The organism is Marinobacter sp. UBA2498, assembly GCF_002341575.1.
Classification (GTDB): Bacteria; Pseudomonadota; Gammaproteobacteria; order Pseudomonadales; family Oleiphilaceae; genus Marinobacter; species Marinobacter manganoxydans.
The window spans coordinates 9,557-30,863 of the sequence record NZ_DDOI01000150.1 but is presented as its reverse complement, the minus strand read 5'-3'; the positions used below and the strand labels follow the sequence as shown (position 1 = coordinate 30,863).

Here is a 21,307-nt window from a genome sequence, read left to right as displayed (position 1 = left end):
ATACCTGAAGTGGCTAAAAATTGTTCGCTCCCTATAGACTACGCGCTTCACGCGCCTCAGCCAGGCTCCCCTTGTTCTCAACATTTGTATAACCGGCACGCTCCAGAGCCGATTTTGCTTTACCTGCCCTGTTGCCACTGCGGCAATAAAGATTAATCTCGGTGTCTTTGTCCGGGAACCTCTCGGTAACCTCCGCAACGATCTGGTCATGCGGAATCAGCGGGTCTCCATCTATGTGGCTTTGCCGATGTTCTGCCTCTGTGCGGACATCGATCCACACGGGCTTTGCATGCGCTACTATCGGTGCCAGCGCAAGTGATAGCAGGATTAGCACCGCTTTCACTGAAAAAGACACTCTCATAACCAACTCGCTCCCTATTTTGAGACTCTACAATTAGTCTATACGGGTAAACTTACCGGAGGAGTTCACCGCATGGAAACCGCTGACATCTTCCTGTCGCTGCTGTTTGGCTGCATCGGTTTCGCCTATTTCATGTATGGCCGGCGCAGGAAAAACATCGTCACCCGCTACTGCGGCATTGCCATGATCCTGTATCCCTACCTGGCCAGCAGCGCCTGGGAGATGCTGGCAGTGGGTGTAGGGCTCATGGTTGTGCCACGGTTTGTCGAGTTATGAATAGTGTGGGCTCAGCTCAAGCTCTAGAGGCGCTCAATAGCCTTGAGCAAAGAGCTGAAGGCTCTGGAAAAGCTGCGCTCAGCCAATCGGTCCATTACCCCACCCAGCAGCGGCACTTGCACGTGCCCTTCAGAAACCCAGGTAACCCGGGTCTGTTCGCCTTCTGGCTTTAAAACAATCTCTCCCTTCGTGTGCTGAACGGTGAACGGGCTCGATTTTTCAATTTGATAGTGCATTCGGTTTGGCCTCTCGAACCGGGTAATACGCTCAGTGAGCTCGAGCCGGCCCGCTCCGACAATTCTCAGGGCGCCAATGCCATTTTTCTCATCTCTACCCTCTTCAATCAGTAAAGACTTGCTAACCCCGGGAAACCGGGAATAGCGGGCGTGGTCGGAGATGGCTTCAAAGACTGATTCAATATCCTTCTCGAGAACTCGTTCGACATGTATGCGAAACATGGCTACTCCTCAACTTTGGGCTCACGGACAGGATACGCTCCCACTCCATCAAACGAGTGGGATTTATCGGAATACCCCTGTCTCGGCCAACTGCCGAATGATCTGAATCGTCTCAATGTCTGTGGCTACATAGGCCTGTTCAAGATACTGGTCATAGGGCATCGAATCACCGCGGTTCTCGATGCTCGCTGTTTCATACCGGAAACGGACAAACAGTGATGCCGGCTCGGGCTCTTCGATATCCATGACAAGTGTTGCGGCCGGGAGGTTGGCCGTTGGCTGAGTCCGGTACTCTATCCTCGCCTCGTGCCAGAAAGTGACTTCATCGACCACATGCAGTCCCGGCAGCTGGAGGCTACGCTTCAGGTAAGCCGGACCCTGATCCAGAATCTCGTAATCATCGACACCAACGAGGAACTTGTCCGGGCGCCGGGCCCTGAGCACCAGCCCCTCCCACACCTGGAATCGGGTCAGAACCGGTAGCTCTGGCTTGGTCAGGTCGTTTATCTGAACGATATGCTCGAACGTCATCTGGCCTCCTGTCGTGCGCATCGCAAGGCACGGTTTCAATCGCTCGCCTTTTTGCGATGAATGCCGGGTTATTAAAGTTCGATTCACGGTTTGGGTACGCGTTTAAAAAGTTAACAGCCTACAATTCAAAAGGATGATCACTGGAATGGTTCCAGTGCAACCTGATAGTCAAATAATTCATAAAAGGGGACGTTGAATCCCAGTGAACTATCGCCAACTCTTTCTTGCTCTGATCCTCGGAATCCTCGCCCTTGCGCTATGGGTGAGCCCAGAGTTCAAACAGATTGCCGCCGGCGTTGCCATTTTTCTGTTCGGCATGCTCTCGCTGGAGAACGGGTTTCGCCAGTTTACCGGTGGTTTTCTCGAGAGCGTGCTGCGTCGTACAACCGATACGATTCCGAAAAGCCTCGGTTTTGGCATCGTCAGTACCGCCATCATGCAGTCCAGTTCCCTGGTATCGGTGATCACGATTTCGTTTTTGAGCGCCGGCTTGCTTCCGCTGATCACGGGTATCGGCATTATCTTCGGCGCCAATCTTGGCACCACGACCGGCGCCTGGTTATTCGCCACCATCGGTATGAAAATGAGCCTTTCGGCCTTTGCCTTGCCGATGCTTGTCTTTGGCGTGGTACTGAATTTTCAGCAACCACGAGCCTGGAAAGCCTTCGGTGCAATTCTCGCCGGGCTCGGGTTTCTGTTTCTCGGTATCGATTTCATGAAGGCGGGCTTCGAAAGCTATCAGTCGGCTGTCGATCTGCGCGAGTATGCAATGGACGGTATCTCAGGACTTCTTGTCTACACAGGCCTCGGAATTCTGGCGACCGTCGTGATGCAATCCAGCCATGCGACGCTGGCGCTGACTCTGGCCGGTCTGGCCACGGGCCAGATTACCTACGAAAACGCTCTGGCCCTGGCCATTGGTGCAAATATTGGTACAACCGTCACCGCTCTGATCGGTGGTCTGGGTGCAAATATCACTGGCAAGCGTCTGGCAGGCGCCCATCTCCTGTTCAACGCGGTAACGGCGGTGATTGCCCTGGTGCTGATCGAGCCCCTGCGCTGGTCAGTGGATGCCCTGTCAGCCCTCATGTCGATCGCCGACGATGACTACACGGTCAAGCTCGCCGTATTCCACACCCTGTTCAACTGCCTTGGTGTTGCCATCATGCTGCCACTGATATCGAGAATGGCACGGGCACTCGAGCGCTGGCTGCCAGAGCGAGAGGAAGAGGTCGCCGCACAGCCGCGGTACCTGAATCAGGCTGCGATGGACTCACCCGATAGTGCAAACGCGGCAGTGCGCAGGGAGGTCTGGCACCTGTTCGATCAAGCCTTCGTTATCCTTGCCCATGGTCTCCACCTGCACCGCGAAAATATTCGCCAGAGCGATGACCTTGAAGCGATGATTAACAATTCCCGGGAACGCATCGATATCGACATCGACCTGATCTACCGACAGCGAGTAAAACGCCTGTACAACGCCATTCTCGACTTTATTTCCGGGCGAATGACCCGGGAGTCGCCGGCCAACTCCACCGAATCGCTTTATCGTCTTCAGCATGCTGCCGCGGAGATGGTCGAAGCCATCAAGCATGTCAAACACCTACGCAAGAATCTCACAATTTATATGGCGTCGGATAACGCCACGATTCGCAAAGAGTACAACGAGCTTCGACTGCGAGTCGCGATGGTACTGCGTGAGACCCATCGTTTTTACGAAGGCCGGTTTGAGGATGCCAGCGCAGCAATACTGGAGCTCGACGAGATCGCTGTGCGTGCACGAGTAGACCGCGAATCGATGGTCGGTCGTGTCACAAAACTCCTGGGTGCAAAACGGATTGATGCCGCCATGGCTACGTCTCTGCTAAACGACTCTGCCTACGCCAGCGAAACCGTCGATGCTATTCTGACAGGAACCCGCGAGCTCCTGACTGCCATGGATGTTGAAGCCGCTCGAACCACAGAGGAGCTGTCGGTGAGCGACGCAGGGCGGGCAGAAGTCATGCCATGACGAATTCCGATTAAGCTTTAAACAGAGAGGACGGAACAGTGGGTTTCAAGGATCTTGTGGCGAAGCTTGACGATATTCTGGGCGACCATGACAAGGGTAAGTCCCTGGAGCTTGAAGAACTGAAGCGGCTTGAAGAGCGGCTGGTGGAGAAACAGGAGAAATACCGCGACCGACTGACTTCCGGCGCCCCGGGGGAAACACCCGCTCAAACAGAAGTTCGCCTGCGAGTCGTTGAGGCGCAACTTGCCAAACTGAGAGAGCTTATGGAAGAAGCATCCCCCTGATCGTGAAGAAAAGCATAGCCGCTAACAGTCCCGATAATGGAACGGTGACAATCCAGGCAGCCACAATCCTGAACACCGCTGATCGCTTTACCAGCTCCTGGCGATAAACCTTTTTCAGACCCTTGCGATCGCTTTTCGAGATCGGTGCCGTGCCACCATTATTCCTCTTGAGGTTCTGTAGAATTTGCCCCTTCTCCTCAAAGGAAGCTTCCTCGAACTCCTCCAGCACCCGCTCTACTTTCTCCCGGTCCTCTCCGGCATAGTGCGCCTCGATCTCATCAATCTTCTGGCGATAGGTCGTTTTGAGATGTTCGCGCAAAAAGCCAACGCCAAACACACCCCCTATCGCAATATGCGTTGAGCTCACCGGAAGGCCTAACTGACTGGCAACGATAACCGTAACCGCCGCAGCCATCGCTACGCAGAAAGCCCGCATCCGGTCGAGCTCCGTTATTTCCGAACCTACCGTGCGTATGAGCTTGGGGCCAAACAGTGCCAGGCCAAGCGCGATACCAAGTGCACCCACCAACAACACCCAGCTGGGAATCGCGGCCTTGGACGCTATTCCGCCCTGAAGCACGGCTTCATTGATCGCGGCCAGCGGGCCGACTGCGTTGGCAACGTCATTCGCGCCGTGGGCAAAGCTCAGAAGCGCGGCCGCAAAAATCAGCGGGATAGTAAAAAGGCCATCAACGCCCGCCTTGCTGTTTTCCACCTCGGCGGAGTGGCGGTGAATCAACCATTTTGTAAGCCACCACACGATGGCTCCGACGATTGCCCCCAACCCAACGGCGGGGAGTAACCCGATCTCGACAATCTTGCTTAATCCCTTCAACGCCAGATAGGTCGAAAAGACCCAGGCCATGATTGCAACGAACAGGGGAACGTTGTGTTTCGCAGCTTGGGCAATATCCCGCTTGTAGGTAATCCGGCGCTTGATAAGGTATAGAGACAAGGCTGCAATGGCACCGCCAAGCACCGGGGAAATAACCCAACTGGCAGCGATCTGGCCGAACTGGCCCCAATCAACAATGCCCGAGCCTCCGGCAGCGATGCCCGCACCCATAACACCACCAACAATTGAGTGTGTCGTGGAGACTGGCGCGCCCACGTATGTGGCAACATTCAACCACAGTGCAGCAGCCAGCAAAGCGGCTATCATGAGCCAGATGAAGGTGTCGGCATCGCCAATCAGGGCAGGATCAATAATCCCCTTTTTTATCGTGCTCACCACATCGCCACCGGCGATAAGCGCGCCGCTGGCCTCAAAGATCGCGGCAATGGCGATTGCACCCGCAAGCGTAAGAGCCTTGGAACCGACGGCAGGGCCTACGTTATTGGCGACATCGTTTGCGCCAATATTCATCGCCATGTAGCCGCCGATCATGGCCGCTGCCACCAGCATGACCATGTTTGGCGCATCCGCCCCTATCGAGCGGACATACAACATGATGCCGACAATGAAGATCACGGCCACACCGAGGCGAAGCACCTCGGCGCGCCCATAACGGGTTGCCCGTTCTATGGCATTGATCTGCTCCAGCTCCATCAGCCTACCGCCAAGGTGTCCATCATTGGTGCGATAACCGGTGACTTACCGTTCGCTTCAATACAATGTAGACCAAAGCCAGAAAATTTTGACCGGTTTTGCGCACGGCGAAGGAGCCGACAATAGCCAGCGGGCCGTCAGATTGAAGTTTTGAATATCGGGATTGCGTCTAGCCTGTGCAGGATGTGTTTAACTATAACCAACCATTACCAGAGGATAGTCTTTCTTGACCTCGAAATCCTGGCTAAGCCATTTGCGCCCCCACAAGATACCGTTTCGGCGCCGATTCGCCCGAGCGTCCGTCGCCCTTATCTTTCGAAGCACAGAAAACGGTGGCAAGGAGCTGCTCTTTATCCAGCGGGCCCGTCGGGAGGGTGACCCCTGGTCTGGCGACATGGCTTTCCCGGGCGGCCGCCTGCAACCTGAAGATGCATCTGCACGGGCCGCTGCCGAGCGGGAAACACTGGAAGAAACCGGCATGGATCTGAGGCGCCACGGCCGTTTTCTCACCCGGCTGTCCGACCTGGTCACCCGCCATCACAGCCGCTGGCGCCCGATGGTGGTCACCCCCTATGTGTTCGAGTGGCGGGGACCGAAGTCGGTCTCAACGAATCACGAAGTCGAGCGAGCGGTCTGGGTGCCGATGGACTACCTCGGCGCAGACGCGAACCAGGGCCGACTTTCCTGGCGCACGCCCCTGGGCACACTCAACATGCCCTGTTGCCGTTACCAGGATGCCTGCATCTGGGGATTAAGCTACAGCATGTTGCAGGAGCTACTGGCATTGGCCCCTGACAAGAATGAGAGTTCGATCCATGACCGTTGACCGTAACCGCCTTGCCGCTCTTGCTGCGGAACCGCATTTCTATCGGGGCAGGTACCGCAACCTGGAGCCAGTCCCCCGACATGGCATTGGCGATTTTATGCGCTGGCAACTGGCCCCGGGCCGCAACTTCCCGAAGGGAAAACGCTTCACGCTGCTGCGGCCAGATACGCATTCCCTGATGAGTCCGCCCGAAGAACCACAACTGGTCTGGCTGGGTCACGCCTCGTTCCTGTTCCAGTATCGTGGTCTGAACGTGCTCACCGACCCGGTACTGTCGGAACGCGCCAGCCCCTTTCAACTGGTCGGGCCGAAGCGTTATACACCGCCGGCCCTGACGGTAGCAGACATGCCGCCGATTGATTTGGTGCTGATTTCCCACAACCACTACGACCACCTTGATGAAAAAACCGTGCGCCAGTTACACCGGCGCTTCGGAGATAACCTGCGCTTCTGCCCATTGGGGCCTACGACCCGCGCTGGTTCATGGCGCCGGTGCACGTGGCCCCGGAAGAGGCGGTGAGCATTCATCAGGATATCGGTTCCCGACAGTCGGTGGCGATGCACTGGGGCACGTTCGTGCTCACCGACGAGCCCATGGACGAGCCACCCCGACGGCTAAGGGCCGCCCTGGAGCGACAAGGGCTGAACGAAGCGGATTTTCGGGTGATGCAGCACGGGGAAGTCTGGTCGCCGGCTTCGAACTTATAACCTGACGACGCCCTCTCCCTGATCGTGCAACCAGCGCCGCCAGTCGAGGGCCAGCATGCTTACACCACCAATGTAATTGTCGTTGACCAGATAATAGGAGATGGTGCGATCACCCCGATTAAAGTTGTGCATCAGGCGCACCACAAAGTTTCTTCGGGTAGGTTTGGACATCAGGAAATACACGAACTGGCCAGACTGGGCCCGCAGGCTTCCGCGCCCCGACAGATCAGAATGTCGCCACTTGTTGCTTGGCAGCTTCAATAGCTGATCGATGCCCGCCAGACGGCCCTGTTCAAGTGCCTGATCAACCACCCACTGATTTTCACGGTGGCGCTCAAAATACAAGCCGGATTCATCGCGCTCAATGGTCTCCATCTGCTCTGCCAACCCTTCGTTCAGCCAGGCTGGCGCATAGGGAACGATGGTATCGACAACCGCATGACTCACTTCGTGCTTGATGGTTTTGAAGGTGAGATTTCTGTTTTTACGAACATAGACGACGATCTGGTGTTCGGAAGGTATGTAAAGCCCGTAAGAGGCAACAGCCATCCCCCTGTTCCGTCGGACGAGGTAGTTACGGTATGCCGCGCTGTCTTTGAGAATCAGAATATTGACCGGCACCGTCCGGTGCATATCAAAAGACATCACCCGGTCGAAGAACTCATAGACGTTGTTTACGCCTTCAACGATCTGCTGGTGTTCCGCTTCGCTCAGCTCAACATCAACAGTTCTGATATCGATCTCAAAACGCGACCATTCAGAGGCACCTGGCTTAACATTGACCACTTCCTGCGCGACCCGGTGATCCTGCCGATCGCCGAAATGCACCTGGCCGTTTTCATCCACCCATTTATAGATCTTTGCAGAAACCGGGCACGCAGCCATCATAAACAGCGTTAAAACCACCACTGGATAAACGGCTTTCCTTAACCTTTTAATCACTGCGCCTTACCCGATAAAAATTGAAAGTTAGTCTCGAAGCCCAAAATGGTTCGGCGAAAGAACGGTGCCGCCAACACCGGTAGATTTAGTGTAACGCCATTTTCGATCAGGTACGCAGTTCAATAATCTCACCAGTCACACCGTTTTCATTCACTACAAGCCGCCCCACCGTAATCGGCAAAGTAAAGCGCCTGGGGCCTGCGCCACCGGGATTGAAGTACAGCACATCGCCAATCCACTCGTTGCGGGGTTTGTGGGAGTGGCCAGCAATCACCACGCGGTAGCGGCCTTGCGGATCGAAGTCGAGGGTTTTGACATCGTGGAGCATGTAAACGGCCTGGCCGAGAAACTCCAGATCTCGAGTATCGGGAAGCTCAGCTGCACGGCCGGATTTATCGATATTACCGCGGATGGCAATGACCGGCGCGATCGCCTCGAGCGCGTCCAGAACGTCGTCCCGCCCGACATCGCCGGCATGCAGGATGAGCTCCGAGCCCTTCAAGGCTTCCAGGGCTTCTGGACGCATTTTGCTATGGGTATCTGCAATCACGCCGATCTGCATGCCTGCCCCCAGATGCTTAGTGGTGGTGCCCGCCGGGGCCATGCGCGTGGCCGTGGGACAGTTCTTCTGGAGTGGCGGCGCGCACGTCGATCACTTCAATATCGAAAGTCAGGGTTCTGCCGGCCATCGGATGGTTGGTGTCAACGTCAGCGAATTTGTGGCCTACCTTGGCAACAACCACGTGGCGAGGCCCATGCTCGGTCTGTACCTGAGCAACCATGCCCGCCTTCCATCGTTTGGCCCCCATCAGATGCTTGATCGGCACCCGCTGGATGGCATCGGGCTTGCGGGGCCCATAGGCTTTATCGGGAGTGACAGTCACACTGAAGGTATCGCCGGCATCGCGACCTTCCAGGGCTTCTTCCAGGCCCTTGATGATGCCGCCATGGCCATGCAGGTAGGCATTCGGCTCGCCGCCGTGGGAGTCTTCAACAACGTTGTCTTGCTCATCACGAACGCTGTAGTGGAACAGGACGACCTGGTTCTTTTCAATTGGCATAGGGTTCTCTTCGATGATTTTAGATACGCCATTATAACGAGCAGCGGAGCTGACTGCAGGCAAGTAAAAGCAGGATAGGAAAACCGGGCCTAAACTTCATTCGCCTTCCGAAACTGCCCCTGATAATCAAAAACCCGTTCCTGCACCTGCCAATAGTGTTTTTGCTTGCGGGCAATCACGAAATCCGGTGCCGGCAATAAGGCCTCCAGCTCAAGCACCTCATCCGCTGATCTGAACGCTTGCGGGGCCTGGCTATTGGCAAAACGACGCCCGAACAGTCTGTTAAAAACAGCGCGTTGGCCCGGCTTGCTGAAATCAAACGACTCGCCGACCTCTTCCCCATTTTCCCCGTGATAGGTGATCTTCAACTTGCTGCCATCGGCGACCAGCGATATCCCGGCGCAGCGGATTACCATGGCATCCTTTAGTTTCAGCGCATCCCGGAGCTGGTCATCCGGGTCGATGATGGCTTTCTGGCACTGGTGGCAGTTACGGGCTGCGATATCATTCTCGGCCCCGCAATGCGGGCACTCCTTGAAGCGGAAACGGTAATCGCACTGCTGCGGGCGTTCATCCTGAACCCTGTCAACCGGCTCCAGCAGCCCCTGGCAACGGCGGCCGTAGTGCTCGATCACACGGCCATCATCGTCTGTTTTGCCCCAGAAGATATTGGCAAACCCGCAGCCCGGGCAGAACACCTGCACCGGCTCACTATCAGGGTTCGGCTTTGGCTCCCCCACTTCCGGATGATGCAGATTCACATGGTTGCCGGCGTAATCGATCACCAGGCAATCCTGTTTACCCTCATCCAGACGAAGCCCGCGGCCCACTATTTGCTGATAGAGACTCACCGACTGGGTGGGCCGAAGAATGGCGATGAAGTCCACATGAGGCGCATCAAAGCCCGTGGTGAGCACGGACACATTCACCAGATATTTCAACTGCCGCTGCTTGAAGCGCTGAATCAGCAAGTCCCGATCCTTCAGATCGGTGGCGCCCGTTATCAAGGCAGTTTCGTGTTCTGGCAGGTACCCGGCAACCTCCCGCGCATGCTCCACGGTGGCCGCAAAGATCATCACGCCCTGACGCTCGGCAGCCAACTCCACAACCTGCTCAATGATCGCCCGGGTCACGCGCTTGTGTTTGCTCAGCAGCTGGTTAACGTCCCTCTCGGCGTATTCGCCAAAGCGGTCCTGGGGCAGCGCAGAGAAATCGTATTGCGCCACTGCCGCGTTCACCAGCTCCGGCCGGGTGAGATACCCTCGATTGATCATGTAATTCAGCGGTAGCTCGTAAATGCAGTACTGAAAGGGCTTGTCATCCTCGCCCCGAACAAAGCCCCGATAGTGATAGCGATAGATCCAGCCCATGGCCAGACGGTAAGGCGTCGCAGTCAGCCCGAGCACTTTCAGAGAATCGTTCTGTTGCCGCAAGAGCTCTATGATGCGCTGATACTGACTGGTTTCTTCCCCGCTGACCCGATGGCATTCATCGATAATGACCAGCGAGTATTCGTCCCGAAACTGATCCAGGTTCGCCGATACCGACTGCACACTGGCAAAGGTCACCTGGTGGTGACTTTCCTTCCGCTTCAGCCCGGCAGAGAAAACCCCGCCGGTTAATCCATAACTCTGATACTTTGCGTGATTCTGCTCCACCAGCTCCTTTACGTGGGTTACCACCAGGATCTTTCGCTTCGCGAGACGCGCCAACTCGGCAATAACCAGGCTTTTCCCAGCACCGGTTGGCAGCACGATAACGGCGGACTCATCGGTTTTTCGAAAATGAGCCAGCGTGGCATCAACCGCTTCCTGCTGATAAGGCCGGAGTTTGAAAGGAGCGTTCATTTTGGAGGGCTTACTCGTTCTCAGACAGTGTGTTTCGGCTGTTAATGTTCATTGATAAATGCTCATGTGCACAACACCACTGACTGCTATCTTTGAATTGAGGAAGTAGAGGCGTTTGAGCTGACAGATACCCTGAGTTCTCCTCCAGGTCCATTACCACAGATCAGCAACCTGACTGGATTAAAGGAATCAGTCAGGCCTCCGTTTTCCAGTAGAAGGAGATATTGCATGAGCAATTATATGTCGATATTGGGCGCCGTCGGGATTGCCGGCATAGCCGTCGCCATCACCGGTTGCGCAGGCTCCGTCGAGCCCCCCACCTCTCAAATGCGAGCCGCCGAATCTTCCGTTCAACAAGCGGTGTCATCCGACGCAAGAAACTTTGAGCCAGTGCTGCTGAATCAGGCCCAGAACAAGCTTGCCGATGCCGAAGAGCTCATCGACGATGAAATGAGCGAAGAGAATTATCAGAGAGCACTGCACCTTTTGGAACAGGCATCCGTCGATGCTCAGCTGGCCGGCGCGCGTGCCGAAACTGCAAAAGCCAGACAGGCTGTGGAAGAGATCAACAGGAACATCGAGTCTCTTCGCCAACGCATGAATGGAAGCCAGTAAGGGCGCCAGCTTAAACAGGAGATTGATATGAACAATCGATACATGATTTTGAGCATGGTTGTCGGCTTTTCCGTCTTCCTGGCCGGATGTGCCAGTACGCCCAAGGACAATCAGATGGTTGATGAAGCAAAGGCGGCCTATGAGGACATTCGAACCGATCCAGACGTTGCCCGCAGTGGCGACCGCCAGCTAAGAAGCGCCAGGGATCAGCTGGCCCGCGCTGAACGATTACTGGAAGAGGGTGCCAGCACCGCGGAAATCGAGCATGCGGCCTACCTGGCCAATCGCCATGCCGAGATTGCCCGGGAGCAGGCCGAACGCGCCAAGCTGCAGCAACAGATAAATTCCGCCGAAGAAAGACGCAAGGAACTGGAGTTGCAGGCTCGCTCTGCACAGGCTCAGGCTGCCCAGCAGGAAGCCGCTGAATTGCGCCGGCAAATGGAGGCTATGCAGGCCGAACAGACAGACCGTGGCATGGTACTTACCCTCGGTGACGTTCTGTTCGACCTGAATCGTGCTGAACTGAAACCTGCCGGGGAAACGACAGTAGGCCGCCTGGCTGACTTCATGGCTGAATATGAAAACCGTCGCGTGCGCGTGGAAGGATACACGGACAGCACCGGAGCAGAATCTTACAACCAACAACTGTCAGAGCGTCGGGCTGAGGCTGTAAGAGAGGCCCTGATGGATAGAGGTATTAATCGCGCCCGGATTGAAGTGCAGGGATTCGGAGAACAATACCCGGTTGCGACGAACGAAACATCCGCAGGGCGCCAACAGAACAGGCGGGTCGAGATAGTGATTTCCGATGCGGACGGCAATATAAAAGAACGTTAGAACGCGAATGCGCACCGGGACAGATTTTTGTCCAGCAAACCAATCTGTCCCGGTTTTTCGCAACATTTGAAAACTTTGCTATGCAGGGCCTTTTAATTAGCGTACTGTCTTTCTCGTTGGAAAGATTTAGCAAAGCATTTCACGAATAAGACCTCTTGTGTTGCCACACCTTTTGTCCTGTTTTTGATCCTGCACGTTTTTTTATTTCCCGCATATCGCTGATCAATGATCACAACGATCCTTTGACGGCACCTTATTGATTAATTTCAGGATAACTATCTATGTCTACAATTACCGGCAACGTTAAGTTCTTCAACGAAGCAAAAGGTTTTGGTTTTATTACTCGTGAAGGCGGCGCAGACGTCTTTGTTCATTACAGCAATATTCAGGGTGGCGGTTTCAAAACTCTGGCCGAAGGCCAGGAAGTTGAGTTCACCGTGACTCAGGGCCAAAAAGGCCCGCAAGCAGAAAACGTTATTGGCCTGTAAATAACAGCCAATACGTGATCAAAAAAGGCAGCCCCAGGGCTGCCTTTTTTATTTGAAAGAAGACGGGCAAGATCGCTGCTGGCACCCTACCCGTTTATTTTTGATATGCCGTTTACCTTGCCGATGAATGTTGCAGTTACCGAGTTCCTGTTAACAGGGCTCTGAGGGGCTGCACAATACAGCACGGAAGAGCCCATTCTTGCCGTCTGGCCCCACAAAAGAGCCGTCTGGTTGCAGGCCGGATATACCATCTTCATCAAATCGCAATGACACAATCATTTCGGCCGGCGCAGCCATTTTGAAATCCAGGATTTCGGTCACAACACCGTAATTGACGCCATCAACCGCGAACTGCTGCCCTTCCCTCGCGATCACGCGGGTATAACCTGAAGGGCTGGAGGCAAGCAGCAGACTCTTGCGGTTATTGATGTCCGCCTCATCGCTCGCCCGGAATGCCGCCCAGGATTGCCGGCTGAACGCCAATCTGGTTGTGTTCGAGCCCAAGCTAACAGCAAGCTCCACACCGGAGGCATCCGGCAAACCTCGAACGGGATCCCCTTCCTGGAAAAACACCTCCGTGGTGGCACTGGTTCCGTCGTTGGTCCAGACCAGCAAAGCGTCTTCCTGATCCAGGGTGCCGGAATTGACCAGGAAGGCCACGGAGTCGTCGGCGCCCACATCGAACGAGTTCGCGCCGCCAATGAAACCGGTGACCTCAAAGAGCGAGCCATCATCCAGCAGGAGCGTCTGCTCGCTACGGCTGATCCGGGTAAAATCACCGTTACCCAGCGAATCAGTGTAGATGCCCCGATTGGCCGGCCCGGAAACCCCTCTAAGAGCGTAGTAGAACACTTCACCGTTATCGGTCAGCAGAGGTCTCGCCGAGTTCAGATTATAAATAAAGTCCCGCGCGGAGCCGCCAGCCTCCCGCACGACTTCCCGATAGCTGCCATCGGCATTACGGACGTATATACCGGTATCCTCCGAGCCGGCCAGCGCAGTCCCGTCCGCGTTTTGAAGCGACAGCCCAAACACCAGTTGCTCTGCCTGGTTGCTGTCAAACTCGAGGGAACCAAAGTTTTTAGGCTCGAGATTGCCAGGAAGTAGCGTTTCACCGGCCTTTAACGATTGGGCCTTCTGCCCCAAGCCTGTGATCGTCCAAAATGCGCTGCCCGCTGGATAAAACGAATCGTCTGCCACTTTGAAGGCATCCGTGTTCGACCCGGGCTTAAAGGTAATCGCACCATTGCCGTCTGAACTCAAGGACGAGAATAACCGATTACCCTGGATATTCTCTGTAAAGTAGATATTTCCCGCATCCAGTGTCGGAAACTCGGTGCCATTCCTCGCAGGGTCGCCTTCCCGGGCGATCACAGACGTTGTGCCGGCATTGCTGCGTAACAGCACCTCATTGTTGAGCCCATCGACCTGATCCGTCACCGAGCCCGATTGCTGATTCAGGATACCACCGAAGATGATTTGACCGGTGTTATCGATCAGTACGTTGAAAAAACCGTTGTAGGTAGCATCGCTTGAGGGCAGCGTGGCGTCGTCGGCCTGGTTAACATCAAACCTCAGCTGGGTGCCAACTTCACCGCTGAACACGGCGCCACTGCCAATGCCCGGCGCCGGATCGCCACTTACCACGATGGGCGTGATCCCGCTGTCCAGGCCATCAACCGTCACTTCACTGGAATCGGTACAGCCCTCACTGTTGCAGGCGGCAACGACATAACGGGCGCCGTTGCGTTCGGTGAGGCTGATATTGTTGGTGTATTCGTTGGCAGTCAGGTCCGAACCTATCTGGGTAAAGCCGCTCACGCCGTCCGGGTCTTCAAACACGCGGTAAAAGTCTGCGTCGGCCACTGCCGGCCAGGTAAAAGTCAGCGTCCAGTCATCGTAGGCGGGCGTAACCACTGGCGCGGCTGGTGCGCCAGAGGCTGTGCCACCACCCCCGCCATCACCGCTGCTGTCCCCGGTATCACCGCTGTCAGCGACATCATCGCCACCGACCTCCTCGCTGGAATCTTCCTCAACCAGGTCATCATCATTTGAATCACTGCTCCGTAAGCAGCCCGCCAGGGCAAAGCACACGGCCAAAACGGTTAACACCCTGAGTATAACATTCAATGTTTTCATTCGACTGCCTCCTTGTTCGTAAAGCCGTTGCTTTACGCTGTCCGTCACTAGGCTATCGGACATGAACCAACGGCAGCAGACCGCACCTGAGGGGACCTTGGCCGGCTTTGACTCCCCCATTTGAGGGGGCTATGTTGAAAGAGCGGCAACCCAAGAGCATCAGGACGATCAAATGAAGTTGGGGTTTATTCTGGAAGATCACGCAGGCGCTCAGGATTGGCTGCGCGACGTGCTCAAGGAAGTTTTTCCGGAGATTTCGGTGACCGTTGCCAACCGGCTCACTGAGGCAAGGGATAAAGTGTCTCACCTTCAACAGGCGGATCTTGAGCCGGACATTGCTCTGATTGATCTCAGCCTGCCAGACGGTAATGGCATCGACTTTATCCGCGACCTGCGCGAGGCGGTGCCCGAGTGCCTCTGCATCGTGATAACCATCCACGACGACGACCGCCATGTGTTCCCGGCACTACGGGCGGGCGCCAGGGGATACCTGCTGAAACAGCAATCCCAATCCGAGCTGGCTCGCCGGTTGGCGGGTATTATTGACGATGAGCCGCCACTGTCGCCGTCGGTGGCCAGGCGGGTCCTGGCAACCTTTGCACCGCCGGATACGTGAAAACCGTGTATCGCAAGCTGGAGGTGTCCTCCCGGGCGGAGGCCACCCGGGAAGCCATGCGCATGGGTATGATCGACAGCTAGGCTGCCGGCAGCGTCAGCTCCACAACAAAGCCGCCTTCCGCCAACACCCGGCAATCAACACGACCGCCCAGGTCCTCGGCACGAACCTGCATGGTTCTGAGGCCGTGCCCGTCACCCTGGCCATCCAGGGTCTCGCCTTTGCCGTTGTCGGAAACCCGCACGAGAAGATGGTCGCTATCACGACTCCACGTTACCTCTACCCGATCAGCATTGGCGTGTTTGATGATATTGTAAATTGCTTCCCTGAGAATGCGCGCGATATTGGCAGCAGCCCGGGCCGAAAGCTCCTGGTCAGACAGCCTCATGGGATCTGCCTGCCAATCCAGTTCGATACCCGAGTCCGTCAGCCGCTGGCGTATTTCACCCTCACAGCCGTTGGCCACCTCCAACAGACTGGCTGGTGTCCCTGCAGTGGTATCTACCAGCCCATGCAGGTCCCTCAGGGCCGATCGGGCCACCTCGCGCACCGTTCCTGTGTCCGTGGCGTACACGAGGCTCAGCAACCGGGCACCCAGATCGTCATGAAGATCCCGCATGATTCTGCTGCGCTCCTTCTTCGCCCCCGCATCACGGGCCTGCAGCGCCTGCAACGCCTTTCCAGTAAGGTCATACAGCAGGTTCGCCACCCGCATATCCTCCTTGGTAAACAGCCGGGCCCCATTGCTGGCAAATTCCAGGCTCGCCCGCCGGGTATCACCCGGTAGCGCAGGCAGCTCCATCAACACACCGTCTGCCGATACTGCCACCGCGGCCTTTTTATCCGGCGCATCGGGCATCTCCAGACTGAGTGGCTGAAACGTCATGCGCAGCAGATCCGGCCAGGCCCTGCGAACTTCCGCTTCCGTAGAGGCAGAAAAAAGCTTATCCACCAGCTCCCTGAGAGCCTCGTTCAGAGAAATGCTGGAACGCTGCCCGAATCGATCCCAAAGCCATTGCCGCAATGGAAAGTAAAGCCAGCCCGCAATGGCAAGCGAAAGAGTCAACGCATAGGTGCTGGTCAAACCAACGCCCATGATCAGGATCGCATCCAACACCAGCACCATCAGCCCCCCGGCAAACCAGAGCCAGGTCTTGAACCACCACCGCTCAATATCAAACAGGCGATAGCGCACCAGCCCCGCCGCGATGCCAAGGTACAGAATCAGGTAGGCGCCGAACCCCACCAGCAGCGGCACGAGCGGGGGGTGGCCGAAGGCTGGCGGTATGATCACCAGCCCCATCAGCAAAACACTGCCCAGGAAAATTGCCAATACACACCACTTCAGGGCAGCGCGTTCGAGGGGGCGACCTTTCGAGGCCACCCATTGGGCAGCCGCAAAGCACAAGCCAAGCACATAACCGACGACAATAGGCAGGTAGACCGTCACCTGGGCGCTTTCGCCCACCTGGAGTTCGCTCAGAACCCACATGATCAGTGCGATGCAAATCATCAGTGCCGGAACGGGAAAACGGGCAAGCGGGCGCGGATACACCCAAAACAGGGAGACCAGGGAAGCGTTCACCATGAGCGTGGCTAGGTGGTTAACCGCAGAAACCACCTCAAACACATCGCCACTCAGCACAAACTCTCGATCGCCGTAGATGGCGAGAGTCAGGGTGTTCACCATGGTTGCTACGCCGGAAAGCGCGTAAAGCCGGGTCGCTGCGCTCTTCGGGCGGAAGGCCCAGATGCCAACCGCCACCAGCAAAGCAATCAGCCCGTAAAAGGTGTGAATCGAAAAGCCACCCGAGAGCTGACGCCACGGCGTATCGATGGCCACAACCGGCACCTGGTCACCGGATGCGAGAACAAACCTTGCCCCGCCTGAGCGCAGCGCCTGATCCAATTCGGTCTGGCGCTTCATAAACAGATTAAGATCGGTGTGGCTCAGCAGGTCTGGTTCTTCCATCACCAGATTTCCATGCAGCGGGATTTGCCGACCATCCGCCGCTTGCAGCCCCACAATTACGCTGCCCACCCGAATAACACCGGCGTTCGGTGAATCCGGGTGCACCCGATCAACCCGGAGCCCTTCCGGCCCATCATGGGGCGAAAGCTCGAGCCCCAGCCAGGGCGACGACAGCGCAACCTGCGCTGAGATGGCAATGGCCGCCAGGGCCACGACGGCAATCAGCAGAAACCGCTGCCTGGGTGCCATCTGAAATCCTCCACAATCCCTATAGATTGCTTTTCAGATTAGCCACGTAAGGGAGGATTTGCGACACCCTGAATGAGGGGGCCGGTTTTCCCACGTTAACGTCAATCCAGTGAAACAAAACTGATAGTTCCGGTTCTAAAACCGGATAGCACGGCGCAGAATTCCAAAATGCCTGAAATCCTTCGGGGAAATCGATATGAACAGACAGCTGACATTCATCACCCTCGTATTCTTCTTGACCGCCAGCGCCCGGGCCTCTGAGCCTGCCGTCTACACCGGCCTGCTGAGCAATACCGGGGCGGGCGGCTACGACACAGTCAGCTACTTCGAAACGGGAAAACCAGCCAAAGGCTCGCGCGAATACACCACAAAGCACCTGGGCGTAACCTGGCGATTCGCGAGTGCAGAGAACCTGACGCGCTTCGAAGCCAATCCTGAACGCTACTTGCCTGCCTACGGCGGCTACTGCGCCTGGGCGGTTGCCCAAGGCTACCTCGCCAAAGGCGACCCTCAACACTGGGCCATCCGCGATGGCCGGCTGTATCTCAACTACAATGAGTCAGTTCAGGATCGATGGCTGAAGGACACAGAGGGCTTCATTCGACAGGCAGACGCAAACTGGCCAAAGGTTCTGGAATGACGAAAAGAGTTTATCGCGGTTTAATCTCAAACACGCCGGTGGTAGCAGCCCGCCAGCGGTCTGCCCCGCTGCGAATACCGTACTACTCATGAGGCATTTTAAATCAGGACCGGAGTGTCTTATGGAATACGAACACGCTATTGTGAAATTTGAAGGCGACGTTGCCGTTCTGCTCTGCAACGGCTGTGGCATCAAGATCACAGAGGGCACCAAGCTCGAGGACCGTGAGCATTACTGCACCATGTGCATGAGCGGGAACTGCAAAGCGAAATTCAAAAAAGGGAACTGAAACCACCGCGTCAAAGCGGTGCCATCGGCAATGAGTGAAACAACCGACGATAAATCAACATCCGCGCCACCACCCGCAAAGAAGGGCTTCAGTGGCTTACACGTCTTTGGCATTGTCCTGCTCACCATCGTTGCCACAGCAGGCATTGGTTACTGGTGGTTAAGCCACTATGTGTTCCCAGACAACTTCGAACCCGTAACCCTGAATGCCAGTGAACAGAATTCACTCAACAGCAAATTGAACACCCTGGGGATTGACACCCAAGGTGGTGGATCTGCCGGCCCGTTAAAGCCAGAGCCCTACAGTGAGGAAGGTGCCAGCCGGGAGGTACGCTTCAGCGAGCGGGAACTCAACGGCATGCTCGCCAACAACACCGATCTGGCTCAACGACTCGCCGTCGATCTCTCGGACGATCTTCTGAGCGCGGTGCTTCTCGTACCTTTTGAAGAGGGTTTCCCTGTACTCGGCGGCAGAACGGTGCGAGTAAATGCAGGAGTGGAACTCTCCTTTGCCAACGGTCGCCCGCTGGTTAAGTTAAAGGGAGTGAGCCTGATGGGCGTTCCCATCCCGAATGCCTGGCTGGGCAACCTCAAGAACGTGGATCTGGTCAACGAGTTCGGTGCCAACCCGGGGTTCTGGCAATCCTTTGCAGCCGGCGTTGACTATATCCAGGTCCAGGATGGGCGGTTGCTCGTTCGGCTCAAAGAGTAGCCTCTGACGTGTTTCGTGGCCAACTCAGAAGCAGATCGTATGCCCTGATTCAATTCTGCGTCATAAGCTCATAGGGCCGCTCCAGCGCACAACGTATATCGCCAATAGAAAACACCCTGGCGAATTCCGCGAATCGCTGCCCGCCAAAGCCTCTTCTGAACAGACCTTCTGCATAACTACATCCTGATGAGCATGACCGGTTTAATCTCCAGCGCCTGCCGCGCAAACTCGGCATCCGGCCAGAACAACAGCCAGCCGAGCACCGCAAGATTGAGAATCACATAAACCCAGAAGACCACCTGAAACGAGGTTTTGCGGGTTTTATGACGAAAGAATTGCTGGCCCACCAGCGCACCCGGCCAGCCACATAGAAGCTCAAAAAGGTGTAGCCGTCCCTCCGGCACGCGCCGGTTACCACTCTCGGCGGCTCCTTTGTCGATCGCGTACATCAAAAAGGTAACCAGGCTCATCACCCCATAAGCCACCGGCAACAGAACCGGCACATAGCCCAAAAGATACAACGTCGACACCGCCCCACCGACTGCAGCAGCAATCAACAGCGCAACCCATACTCCGGGCGCGACCGCTGCGCGGTGCCGTGCGACGCCGGCGTACTGGAAACTGGCCGCTCTTAACCGCCCTTTCTCGTCTTTGGTCTGCGAGTAAACGACCTTACGGCTGGCCGAGGGCCTGCCCTGCCCCTTGTAGGCGCTGATGTGAGCAAACAGACGCTCGCCCCCGTTTTCCGGCGTGATAAAACCGAAGCCCTTGGCATCGTTCCATGAGGTGAGAAACCCCTTTTGATTCACTTATTTCTTCCCTGAATAGTTAGTTTTGTGCCTGACACAAAAAGCCCGCAGCACTGGAACAGACTCCAGAGCGGACTTTCCGTGATACTTCACGAGATTTTACTCCGGTTACCCCCTCAGTTCATAGCAAGCTCACCAACGCTAAGCTTGCCACTACAACCAGGAAAATTTCCGGCCATTACATGGATGTTTTATCCCCTTCGGACATTCCATCCTTTTTCATGGCGTCTTTTTCCATTCCCTCTTTCTTCATGTCCTCATCCATCATGCTTTCGGTCTTCATCCCGTCATTCATGGTGTCCATGGTGTCGGACTTCATGGAGTCTTTGGCCATGCCGTCATCTTTCATGTCGTCCTGCATCATGGTGTCGTCCATTCCCTTGTTGCCCTTGTCCATGTCGTCCGCATGGGCCGGGGCCATCAGGGCCAGGGTGGTACCGAGGGCCAAAAGCGTCGCTGTCAGGCTTTTCATTGTGCATTCTCCTTATTGGAAATAGTGTCTATTCGACACTGCCGCCCCCATACCTGAAGACCAGCAGCATCAGAATGCAGACTAAGCAGGAACGCTTACGCGGCCGTCACGGCTGGGTAAAAAGTCGATCAAGGAAAGGTCACAAAACCGTCACGGGGGAGCGGGCGGATTTTGTATCTCCCTATATCGCCGTCTCCATAAGCATGCTAAAAGACTCCTCCCGGCAATAGCCCGGGCATTCTCCCCATCAGGATCTCAGCATGTCAGACAAATTTTTCTTCAAAGGCCGGCAGGACGCACGCCAGCACCACACCGCTTACGGCGGCTTTCAGACCAACGCCAGCCAGAAGAGTGGCAGCAAGAAATACCCGCTTACGCTGGTGGTAACCAGTGACGCGCGCAAGCAGGAAGTCGAAGCGCAGGTGGCCAGGGCAAAGCTGTACGCAAACATTTCGGTGGATACCCGCGAGGGCGCCGTTGAGTCCATTACCGAGCTCACTGCTATCCTGACCAAAGGCGGGACGGTTACCACGGTAAAATCGCCTTCACGTAACGATATCTGCAACTGCGGTAGCGGGCTCAAATTCAAGAAGTGCTGCGGCTGATAACCGGCGGA

General features: G+C 56.0%; 26 protein-coding genes. 14 read left to right on the top strand and 12 right to left on the bottom strand.

The genetic code is table 11. The annotated features are described in order from the left end of the window. Positions 1–31 precede the first annotated feature (31 nt). Positions 32–361 carry a rhodanese-like domain-containing protein gene (locus tag B2W52_RS22390; protein ID WP_008172458.1) on the bottom strand — a complete coding sequence of 110 codons (330 nt, stop codon included), beginning with the start codon at positions 359–361 and terminating at the stop codon, positions 32–34. A gap of 72 nt (positions 362–433) precedes the next feature. Between B2W52_RS22390 and B2W52_RS20915 the strand changes: the two genes are divergently transcribed. Next, positions 434–637, top strand: coding sequence for a hypothetical protein (locus B2W52_RS20915; RefSeq protein ID WP_008172460.1), 204 nt, complete (start codon positions 434–436; stop codon positions 635–637). A gap of 23 nt (positions 638–660) precedes the next feature. Here B2W52_RS20915 and B2W52_RS20910 read toward each other — a convergent pair whose 3' ends face one another. Next, positions 661–1,095 (bottom strand): SRPBCC family protein, encoded by a 435-nt coding sequence (locus B2W52_RS20910; protein WP_273069006.1) that lies wholly within the window; start codon positions 1,093–1,095, stop codon positions 661–663. Positions 1,096–1,158: 63 nt separating this feature from the next. Then, complete coding sequence (locus B2W52_RS20905) at positions 1,159–1,626, bottom strand: AtaL-like protein (RefSeq protein ID WP_167450398.1); 468 nt, start codon at positions 1,624–1,626, stop codon at positions 1,159–1,161. Positions 1,627–1,828: 202 nt separating this feature from the next. On the opposite strand from B2W52_RS20905, the gene B2W52_RS20900 reads away from it, so the two are divergent. Further along, complete coding sequence (locus B2W52_RS20900; RefSeq protein ID WP_092033390.1) at positions 1,829–3,637, top strand: Na/Pi cotransporter family protein; 1,809 nt, start codon at positions 1,829–1,831, stop codon at positions 3,635–3,637. Positions 3,638–3,675: 38 nt separating this feature from the next. Continuing rightward, positions 3,676–3,921 (top strand): hypothetical protein, encoded by a 246-nt coding sequence (locus B2W52_RS20895; protein WP_008172468.1) that lies wholly within the window; start codon positions 3,676–3,678, stop codon positions 3,919–3,921. Here the strand turns inward: B2W52_RS20895 and B2W52_RS20890 are convergent. After that, on the bottom strand, positions 3,899–5,470 hold the full coding sequence (locus B2W52_RS20890; RefSeq protein WP_008172469.1) for an inorganic phosphate transporter: 1,572 nt from the start codon (positions 5,468–5,470) through the stop codon (positions 3,899–3,901). The two genes, B2W52_RS20895 and B2W52_RS20890, sit on opposite strands and share 23 nt — an antisense overlap. Positions 5,471–5,696: 226 nt before the next feature. Between B2W52_RS20890 and B2W52_RS20885 the strand changes: the two genes are divergently transcribed. Genes B2W52_RS20885 through B2W52_RS20875 form a run of 3 tightly spaced genes read left to right on the top strand, consistent with a single transcriptional unit; the run spans position 5,697 to position 7,004 of the window. Next, entirely contained in the window at positions 5,697–6,296 is a 600-nt protein-coding gene (locus tag B2W52_RS20885) for an NUDIX hydrolase (protein ID WP_008172470.1), read from the top strand. Further along, positions 6,286–6,816 (top strand): MBL fold metallo-hydrolase, encoded by a 531-nt coding sequence (locus B2W52_RS20880; RefSeq protein WP_273017546.1) that lies wholly within the window; start codon positions 6,286–6,288, stop codon positions 6,814–6,816. Before B2W52_RS20885 ends, B2W52_RS20880 begins: the two co-directional genes overlap by 11 nt. Continuing rightward, positions 6,780–7,004, top strand: a complete 225-nt coding sequence (locus tag B2W52_RS20875; protein WP_273017547.1) for an MBL fold metallo-hydrolase — start codon at positions 6,780–6,782, stop codon at positions 7,002–7,004. Before B2W52_RS20880 ends, B2W52_RS20875 begins: the two co-directional genes overlap by 37 nt. Here the strand turns inward: B2W52_RS20875 and B2W52_RS20870 are convergent. From B2W52_RS20870 to radD, 4 genes are all read right to left on the bottom strand, one after another. Next, complete coding sequence (locus tag B2W52_RS20870) at positions 6,999–7,913, bottom strand: DUF4124 domain-containing protein (protein WP_092033397.1); 915 nt, start codon at positions 7,911–7,913, stop codon at positions 6,999–7,001. The two genes, B2W52_RS20875 and B2W52_RS20870, sit on opposite strands and share 6 nt — an antisense overlap. 139 nt (positions 7,914–8,052) lie before the next feature. Further along, positions 8,053–8,508 (bottom strand): metallophosphoesterase family protein, encoded by a 456-nt coding sequence (locus B2W52_RS20865; RefSeq protein ID WP_273017559.1) that lies wholly within the window; start codon positions 8,506–8,508, stop codon positions 8,053–8,055. A 16-nt stretch (positions 8,509–8,524) separates the two neighbouring features. After that, positions 8,525–9,007 carry an FKBP-type peptidyl-prolyl cis-trans isomerase gene (locus B2W52_RS20860; protein ID WP_273017548.1) on the bottom strand — a complete coding sequence of 161 codons (483 nt, stop codon included), beginning with the start codon at positions 9,005–9,007 and terminating at the stop codon, positions 8,525–8,527. A gap of 89 nt (positions 9,008–9,096) precedes the next feature. Beyond that, positions 9,097–10,854, bottom strand: coding sequence for a DNA repair helicase RadD (gene radD / locus B2W52_RS20855; protein WP_286804012.1), 1,758 nt, complete (start codon positions 10,852–10,854; stop codon positions 9,097–9,099). Positions 10,855–11,082: 228 nt separating this feature from the next. Between radD and B2W52_RS20850 the strand changes: the two genes are divergently transcribed. From B2W52_RS20850 to B2W52_RS20840, 3 genes are all read left to right on the top strand, one after another. Continuing rightward, positions 11,083–11,469 (top strand): DUF4398 domain-containing protein, encoded by a 387-nt coding sequence (locus B2W52_RS20850; protein ID WP_008172479.1) that lies wholly within the window; start codon positions 11,083–11,085, stop codon positions 11,467–11,469. A 27-nt stretch (positions 11,470–11,496) separates the two neighbouring features. Then, positions 11,497–12,306, top strand: coding sequence for an outer membrane lipoprotein YfiB (gene yfiB / locus B2W52_RS20845; RefSeq protein WP_008172481.1), 810 nt, complete (start codon positions 11,497–11,499; stop codon positions 12,304–12,306). Between the two features lie 281 nt (positions 12,307–12,587). Then, on the top strand, positions 12,588–12,794 hold the full coding sequence (locus tag B2W52_RS20840) for a cold-shock protein (protein WP_008172483.1): 207 nt from the start codon (positions 12,588–12,590) through the stop codon (positions 12,792–12,794). Between the two features lie 150 nt (positions 12,795–12,944). On the opposite strand, the gene B2W52_RS20835 is transcribed toward B2W52_RS20840, so the two are convergent. Beyond that, entirely contained in the window at positions 12,945–14,933 is a 1,989-nt protein-coding gene (locus tag B2W52_RS20835; protein ID WP_273017550.1) for a fibronectin type III domain-containing protein, read from the bottom strand. 172 nt (positions 14,934–15,105) lie between these two features. Here B2W52_RS20835 and B2W52_RS20830 point away from each other — a divergent pair, with 172 nt between their 5' ends. Next, positions 15,106–15,549: a response regulator gene (locus B2W52_RS20830; protein ID WP_273069014.1), complete on the top strand. Its 444-nt coding sequence runs from the start codon at positions 15,106–15,108 to the stop codon at positions 15,547–15,549. Positions 15,550–15,628: 79 nt separating this feature from the next. On the opposite strand, the gene B2W52_RS20825 is transcribed toward B2W52_RS20830, so the two are convergent. Continuing rightward, the gene (locus B2W52_RS20825) at positions 15,629–17,770 is read right to left on the bottom strand and encodes a sensor histidine kinase (protein WP_273017552.1); all 2,142 of its coding nucleotides are present in this window, start codon (positions 17,768–17,770) and stop codon (positions 15,629–15,631) included. Positions 17,771–17,966: 196 nt separating this feature from the next. Here B2W52_RS20825 and B2W52_RS20820 point away from each other — a divergent pair, with 196 nt between their 5' ends. From B2W52_RS20820 to B2W52_RS20810, 3 genes are all read left to right on the top strand, one after another. Beyond that, positions 17,967–18,410, top strand: coding sequence for a YHS domain-containing (seleno)protein (locus B2W52_RS20820; protein ID WP_273017553.1), 444 nt, complete (start codon positions 17,967–17,969; stop codon positions 18,408–18,410). Positions 18,411–18,531: 121 nt separating this feature from the next. Continuing rightward, the gene (locus tag B2W52_RS20815; RefSeq protein WP_273017554.1) at positions 18,532–18,699 is read left to right on the top strand and encodes a hypothetical protein; all 168 of its coding nucleotides are present in this window, start codon (positions 18,532–18,534) and stop codon (positions 18,697–18,699) included. Between the two features lie 30 nt (positions 18,700–18,729). Next, complete coding sequence (locus tag B2W52_RS20810; protein WP_273069017.1) at positions 18,730–19,410, top strand: flagellar basal body-associated FliL family protein; 681 nt, start codon at positions 18,730–18,732, stop codon at positions 19,408–19,410. A gap of 176 nt (positions 19,411–19,586) precedes the next feature. Here the strand turns inward: B2W52_RS20810 and B2W52_RS20805 are convergent, their stop codons facing one another. Continuing rightward, positions 19,587–20,219, bottom strand: coding sequence for a DUF1294 domain-containing protein (locus B2W52_RS20805; RefSeq protein WP_008172495.1), 633 nt, complete (start codon positions 20,217–20,219; stop codon positions 19,587–19,589). 178 nt (positions 20,220–20,397) lie between these two features. Then, complete coding sequence (locus B2W52_RS20800; protein ID WP_273017556.1) at positions 20,398–20,691, bottom strand: hypothetical protein; 294 nt, start codon at positions 20,689–20,691, stop codon at positions 20,398–20,400. Between the two features lie 260 nt (positions 20,692–20,951). On the opposite strand from B2W52_RS20800, the gene B2W52_RS20795 reads away from it, so the two are divergent. After that, positions 20,952–21,296, top strand: a complete 345-nt coding sequence (locus B2W52_RS20795) for a PBPRA1643 family SWIM/SEC-C metal-binding motif protein (protein ID WP_008172500.1) — start codon at positions 20,952–20,954, stop codon at positions 21,294–21,296. Positions 21,297–21,307 lie beyond the last annotated feature (11 nt).